At 68.6% G+C, this 6,422-nt stretch carries 5 protein-coding genes; 3 read left to right on the forward strand and 2 right to left on the reverse strand.

What is annotated here, in order from left to right:
- Nucleotides 1-104: 104 nt before the first annotated feature.
- The 3 genes from ACFV6V_RS00500 to ACFV6V_RS00510 all read left to right on the forward strand — a co-directional run bounded on the left by ACFV6V_RS00500 (nucleotide 105) and on the right by ACFV6V_RS00510 (nucleotide 3,636).
- Nucleotides 105-608: a metallophosphoesterase family protein gene (locus ACFV6V_RS00500; protein ID WP_385556865.1), complete on the forward strand. Its 504-nt coding sequence runs from the start codon at nucleotides 105-107 to the stop codon at nucleotides 606-608.
- A 131-nt stretch (nucleotides 609-739) separates the two neighbouring features.
- Nucleotides 740-1,993 carry a GAF domain-containing protein gene (locus tag ACFV6V_RS00505; protein ID WP_385556868.1) on the forward strand — a complete coding sequence of 418 codons (1,254 nt, stop codon included), beginning with the start codon at nucleotides 740-742 and terminating at the stop codon, nucleotides 1,991-1,993.
- Nucleotides 1,994-2,112: 119 nt separating this feature from the next.
- Complete coding sequence (locus ACFV6V_RS00510; RefSeq protein ID WP_385556871.1) at nucleotides 2,113-3,636, forward strand: aldehyde dehydrogenase family protein; 1,524 nt, start codon at nucleotides 2,113-2,115, stop codon at nucleotides 3,634-3,636.
- 64 nt (nucleotides 3,637-3,700) lie between these two features.
- On the opposite strand, the gene ACFV6V_RS00515 is transcribed toward ACFV6V_RS00510, so the two are convergent.
- Together ACFV6V_RS00515 and ACFV6V_RS00520 are read right to left on the reverse strand one after the other, a co-directional pair.
- A complete protein-coding gene (locus tag ACFV6V_RS00515; RefSeq protein ID WP_385556874.1) occupies nucleotides 3,701-3,877 on the reverse strand; it encodes a hypothetical protein in 177 nt (58 codons plus the stop codon).
- A gap of 228 nt (nucleotides 3,878-4,105) precedes the next feature.
- Nucleotides 4,106-6,422: Pls/PosA family non-ribosomal peptide synthetase (locus tag ACFV6V_RS00520; protein ID WP_385556877.1), on the reverse strand; the 2,317-nt coding region annotated here is incomplete at its 5' end.

The raw sequence follows: 6,422 nt of genomic DNA on the forward strand, positions 1-6,422 counted from the left end.
GGTGGGGCCAGCACCACCCTGGCGCCTGCCGGGGAAGGCGCCGTGCGTGTTCGCCCTCGGCCGGAGATGTCTGGGGGGACGGCTACGCGGGGTAGTGGACACCCATGCGGCTGCTGCTGACATCTGACACCCATGTGCCCCGGCGCGCCCGGGTGCTGCCGGAACTCTTGCTGGCGGAGATCGCGCGAGCCGATGCGGTCGTGCATGCGGGTGACTGGGTGGACGAGGCCACCCTTGATGCGTTCGAAGCGCACGCGCATCGGGTCATCGGGGTGTTCGGCAACAACGACGGACCTGCGCTACGTGCCCGGTTGCCCGAGGTAGCCCGCGCCGACCTCGGTGGTCTGCGCTTCGGAGTCGTACACGAGACGGGTGCCGCGCAGGGACGCGAGCGGCGGTGCGCCGAGCGGTTCCCGGATCTGGACGTACTCGTCTTCGGGCACAGCCACATCCCATGGGACACCACCGCGGCAGACGGGCTGCGGCTGCTGAACCCGGGCTCTCCGACGGACCGCCGGCGGCAGCCGTACTGCACGTACATGACGGTCGAGGTCGCCGGTGGGGCGCTGACGGATGTGACGCTGCACCGGCTGCCGCCCCGTGCGTGACCGTGGGGTGGTTGCCCGGACGACCGTCCGGGCAACGTCCCGCCGGTTGCACGACCGGTTCCGATGCTTGTCGGCTCCGTGGCCGGGGGCCACGATGGCCACGGGAGGAAGTCACCTACCGGGAGGCTGAGTTGTCCGATGCCTGGGTGGCCCTGGCGGCGGGGAAGGACCCCGTGCGGCGACTCGGCGAGCTCCGCCGTGCCTACGAACGCTTCGCGAGCGCCGGCCGGGTGGAGCGCACCGTGAGGCCGGTGGTGGCGGAGTCATGGCGGCGGTGCGCCCGGGCTCAGGTGGCCCCGGAGGGCACTGCCTGCGTGGAGCTCGGCGATGACGAGCTCGGTGCCTACCGCGACGGACATCCGCTGTCGAGGGTGATGCCGGTCGTCCGCGAACTCATGGGGGGCTACGCCCTGGACGGCGAGCACCTCGTCGCGGTGTGCGACGCCCAGGCACGGCTGCTGTGGGTCGAGGGACATCCCAGGGCTCGGCGCCTCGCCGGCGGGATGAACTTCGTGGAGGGCGCACGGTGGTCCGAGTCCATCGCCGGGACGAACGCACCGGGGACGGCGATCGCCGTGGACCGTCCCGTCCAGGTCTTCGCCGCGGAGCACTTCCGCAGACCGGTGCACGACTGGACCTGTGCTGCGGCGCCCGTGCACGACCCGCGCAGTGGACAGCTGCTGGGCGCGGTGGACATCACGGGCGGTGACCGGCTCGCCCATCCGCACAGCCTGGCCTTCGTGGGTGCCGTGGCGCGGGCCATGGAGTCCCACCTGGCTCTGGTGGCACCGCGGCCCGTGGGCGATGAGATACGGCTGACTGCTTTGGGCCGGGACGAGGCGCTGCTGGTGGCGGAGGGCCGGACGCTCCGGCTGAGCCGCCGCCACAGCGAGATCCTCGTCGTCCTGTCCCGCCACCCCGAAGGCCTGAGCGGGGACGAGCTGCTGCTCGAGCTGTACGAGGACGAGCACATCAGCCCGGTGACGCTGCGTGCCGAACTCTCGCGGCTGCGCGGACTGCTCGGACCGCGGCTGCTGCTCTCGCGGCCCTACCGGCTCGCCATGGCGACGGAATCGGACTTCGGCACGGTGGCCCGGCATCTCGCCTCGGGCGCTGTCGCCGCCGCATTGAGCGTGTACGCGGGGCACGTGCTGCCGGGGTCCAGCGCCCCCGGCATAGCAAGGTTGCGCCGCTGCCTCGTGGACGAGCTACGCACGGCGCTGATCGCACGGGCCGATCCCCGGCTGCTGTCCGACTGGGCACACAGCACCTGGGGTGAGGGCGACCTCCCTGTCTGGCGGGCGCTCGCGGCGGCGCTGCCACCATCGCAGCGCCCGGTGGCACAGGCACGGGCGCGGGCACTGGACGCGGAGTACGGCGCCTGACGCATCAGCGGACTCATCCCCGGCCTCCACGGTGGTCGCAACGTGACGGCAACGTGGTGCCGCCTAGGTTCGGCGCGAGCGCCGCTCGATGGCGGGCGGCGTGGACTCCGGGAGGACTCATGACTCGATTCGCGGTACCCGGCACGCAGGGCTCCGTCGTCCGCTACGCCGCCCGCTACGACCACTGGATCGGCGGCGCGTACGTGCCTCCGGTACGCGGCCAGTACTTCGAGAACCCGAGCCCCGTCAACGGGCAGACGTTCACCGAGATCGCCCGCGGCACTGCGGAGGACGTCGAGTGTGCTCTGGACGCGGCGCACGCCGCCGCCCCGGCCTGGGGCCGCACCGAGCCCACGGCCAGGGCCAACGTCCTGCTGAGGATCGCCGACCGGATGGAGGCCCATCTGGAGGAACTCGCCGTCGCGGAGAGCTGGGAGAACGGAAAGCCGGTACGCGAAACACTGGCCGCCGACATTCCGCTGGCCATCGACCACTTCCGCTATTTCGCGGGGGCGCTGCGCGCCCAGGAGGGTTCACTCAGCGAGCTCGACGACACGACGGTCGCGTACCACTTCCACGAGCCGCTTGGTGTCGTGGCGCAGATAATCCCCTGGAACTTCCCGATCCTGATGGCGGTCTGGAAACTGGCCCCGGCGCTGGCCGCGGGCAACACCGTCGTGCTGAAGCCGGCGGAACAGACCCCGGCGTCCGTGCACATCCTGATGGGTCTGATCGCCGATCTGCTGCCACCCGGAGTCGTCAACATCGTCAACGGCTTCGGCGTCGAGGCGGGAAAGCCCCTGGCGTCCAGCCCGCGCATCGCCAAGGTCGCCTTCACCGGCGAGACCACGACGGGGCGGCAGATCATGCAGTACGCCGCGGAGAACATCAAGCCGGTGACGCTCGAGCTGGGCGGAAAGTCGCCCAACATCTTCTTCGACGACATCTGGGCCGCCGACGACGAGTTGCGCGACAAGGCGCTCGAGGGTTTCACCATGTTCGCCCTCAACCAGGGCGAAGTGTGCACCTGCCCGTCACGGGCGCTGATCCAGCAGGGCCACTACGGCGAGTTCCTCGACGCGGCGATCGCCCGTACGGAGGCGATACTGCCGGGCCACCCCCTGGACACGGACACCATGATCGGCGCCCAGGCGTCCGGCGACCAGCTCCAGAAGATCCTTTCGTATCTGGACATCGGCCAGCAGGAAGGCGCGAAGATCCTGACGGGTGGTCAGCGCATCGAGTACGACGGGGAGCTCGCGGGCGGCTACTACGTGCAGCCCACGATCTTCGAGGGTGACAACCGGATGCGTGTCTTCCAGGAGGAGATCTTCGGACCGGTGGTCGCTGTGGCCTCCTTCACGGACTTCGACGACGCCATCGCGGCGGCGAACGACACGCGGTACGGGCTGGGCGCCGGCGTATGGACCCGGGACATCAACCAGGCCTACCGGGCGGGACGTGCCATTCAGGCGGGCCGGGTCTGGACGAACTGCTACCACGCCTATCCGGCCCATGCCGCCTTCGGCGGCTACAAGCAGTCGGGCATCGGGCGTGAGACGCACAAGATGATGCTCGATCACTACCAGCAGACGAAGAACCTGTTGGTGTCGTACTCACCGAGGAAGCTGGGCTTCTTCTAGGCCGTGAGCAGAGGGCACCCGACCACGTCGGATGCCGGTGCCGAAGGTGAATCGCGCCCTCGTCTCAGTACTGGCTGCGGAAGAGGGCGCGTTCGCCGATGAAGTCGCCGGTCATGGCGGCCGCCGCCAGGCGGTCCGCGAAGCGGTCATAGGCGCCGTACTCCTCGTCGGGGGTCAGGGTCAGGATCGTGTCGGGTGTCGCGCAGGGACCAGCGGCTGCGGAGGGCCTGAGGGGAACCACGGTGGACGTTGCTCCAGGCGTCCAGGGGCGGCGCCGCTGAAGCGCGACCTGAGTCACTGGGGCAGCGAAGCCACCCCGGTGCCGACCTTGTCGTCACGGATGACCGGACCGCGCCACCGGCGCTGACGGGAAATCCTCAGTGATGTGGGCCTGACGGCGCAGAACCCACTGGATTCAAGAGACGATGCCGTGTTCCCAGGCCCAGGCCGCGATTTCCACGTTCGTCATTCACGAGGAGGGCGCCAGTTCGGTGGCCGGATTGCCGCCCCACCGCGCTCGGGCTGGTACTTCCTCGCCCTTCATCAGGAAGGTGTCGGCGGCGAGTTGGGCCCGGTCGCCGACAACGGTTCCGTAGTGGACGAATGCACCCACGCCAAGGGTCACGCCCTGCCCGATCGTGGCGTGGTCGGACTTGAAGGCGCCGTCTTCCTGGGAGTGCGACTGGATGACGCTTGCGGCGTTGAGTGTGCACTCGTCTCCAATGGACACGAGGGTCCGCTCGATCAGCGTGCAGCCGTCGTCGAAGACCCGCCGTCCGACCTTGGTGCCCAGCAGCCGCCAGACCACGGCTTTGAACGGGGTGCCGTTGAATGCCTGCATGTAGCGGTGCGACGTCAGCTTCCAGAAGCGTTCGTGCCGCCAGAAGGACGGGTCGTAGATCGAGCAGTACAGCGGTTTCAGCGGGCGGAAACGGGTGACGGCCCGCTCAATCAGGGTGAAGAAGACGATGGTGAACGCCATGGTGAGCAGGCTCGCCAGTGCGAGTACCGGCAGGCCGTGGAAGTGGTAGAAGTCGATGGCTGCCATGGCGATCACGGAGAGTACGAAGAAGTGGAACCAACGCGCCAGCAGGTGCAGGCTCGCGGTGACCACATTGTGCCGGTTCTTGGCCGCCAGACGCCGCCGCAGCTCTTCGCCCGTCGCCAGATGGTCGAACTGGGTGTCGCGCAGCACGGTGCGTGGAATCTCGAAGCTGGGGGAGCCCAGCAGCCCCACGCCTTCTCGTACGGGACCGTCGACGGGGACCATGACCTTGGTCGCGAGCAGGCAGTTGTCACCCGTGCGCCCGCCCGCGGGATAGGCGATGTTGTTGCCGAGGAAGTTGTGCGGGCCGATGGACGTCGTGGACAGGCGGAAGGACGTGCTGGAGAAGTCCGCGTTGATGATCGACAGGCCGTCGGCGACCGACGTCCCGCTGCCGACCGTGCTGAGGTAGGGGGTGTCGTGTTTGACGAGTGTGCCGAAGTTCGATCCGGTCTGCTCGATACGGCTCAGGTCGTATCCGAGGCGCCGCAGATAGTGCACGATCGCCGAACTATCGCCGAAGAGTGTGGTGAAGAACCTGATGTTGGTCAGCCGCAGGATCGCCCGCTGGATTCCGTAGTGGAATCCGTACAGCGGATAGGTTCTGTTCGGCTTGATGGTGAGGCTGAGCAGCCGGGGCAGAGTGCCTACCAGGAGAAGGCCCACAAGCAGAGCACCGAAGAAGGCCACGAGGGAGGCGAGCAGCGCGTCGACGAAGAACACGGGGTTCGTGACCGCTGGCGTATCGGGACTGAATACCGCACCCCACTGCGGGAGCAGGGCCAGCGCGATGCTCACACCGGCCACGGTGAGCGGCAGGTACACCAACAGCATCGCCGCCAACTGCCCCAGACTGTAGAGGGCCTTGCGCAGCAAGCCGCACGGGGAAGGCTCCGCGGTCGGGAAGTCCGTCGTCGCCGGCTGCGCCGGGGAACCGTGCCAGGATTCGGCGGCCGGGACCACCTGCCCGGAGTGGAGGGAGGAGGCATGGCCGAGCCGGGAGCAGTCCCCCATCGACGTATCGATGTCGAGCACGGTCTGCTCGTGGACGATCACCCCTCCCCCGAGGGTGACCGGGCCCGTCTCGATCCAGCCGTCGTGCGCCCGATAGCAGGACAGGAAGACATCCTTGCGGATGACCGTGCCGTCACCGATGGAGAGCAGGTCGGTGCAGACCGGAACGGCACGCGAAAGAACGGTGACGCCCTTCCCGATGTGCGCGCCAAGGGCCCTCAGATAGAGCACATAAAGAGGTGAACCGGCGAGCAGTCGCGCCGGGCTGGTGCGGATGAGGGTCTTCACGCACCAGAAGCGCAGATAGCCAAGACCCCACACCCGGAACCGGCGGCGGGTGAAGCGGCCGATGAGCAGCCACTTGGCGACGACGGGAACGGCGCACAGGCCGAAGAAGACCGCGACGCTGAACAGGACCGCGCGGACGTAGAGTCCGGCAGTCCCGGAACCGGCCGTGACCCACGTGTAGCCCTCGATCGCGACCAGAGCGCCCGCACTCGAGAAGAGCAGGAAGAAGAAGAGCTGCGCCGCCCCGCAGAGCACATACGGCAGCGCCCCGAGCCGCGACTCCTCCGGTGTGCTGGTCAACGGCTCATCCGGTGTCCGGCTGAACTGGGACGGGGCGGTCGATGCACTCTGCGCAGGTGCGTGCTGCCGGCCCGGAGAAGCCTCAGCGGCCGGGAACGCAGCGGCCAGGTCCTGGATCGTCGAGTGCGCGTAGATGTCC

The sequence above is a fragment of the Streptomyces sp. NPDC059828 genome (assembly GCF_042731955.1).
GTDB lineage: Bacteria > Actinomycetota > Actinomycetes > Streptomycetales > Streptomycetaceae > Streptomyces.

Coding starts and splice junctions, on each gene's coding strand:
- ACFV6V_RS00500 (WP_385556865.1), top strand. CDS start 105: ATGCGGCTGCTGCTGACATCTGACACCCATGTGCCCCGGCGCGCCCGG.
- ACFV6V_RS00510 (WP_385556871.1), top strand. CDS start 2,113: ATGACTCGATTCGCGGTACCCGGCACGCAGGGCTCCGTCGTCCGCTAC.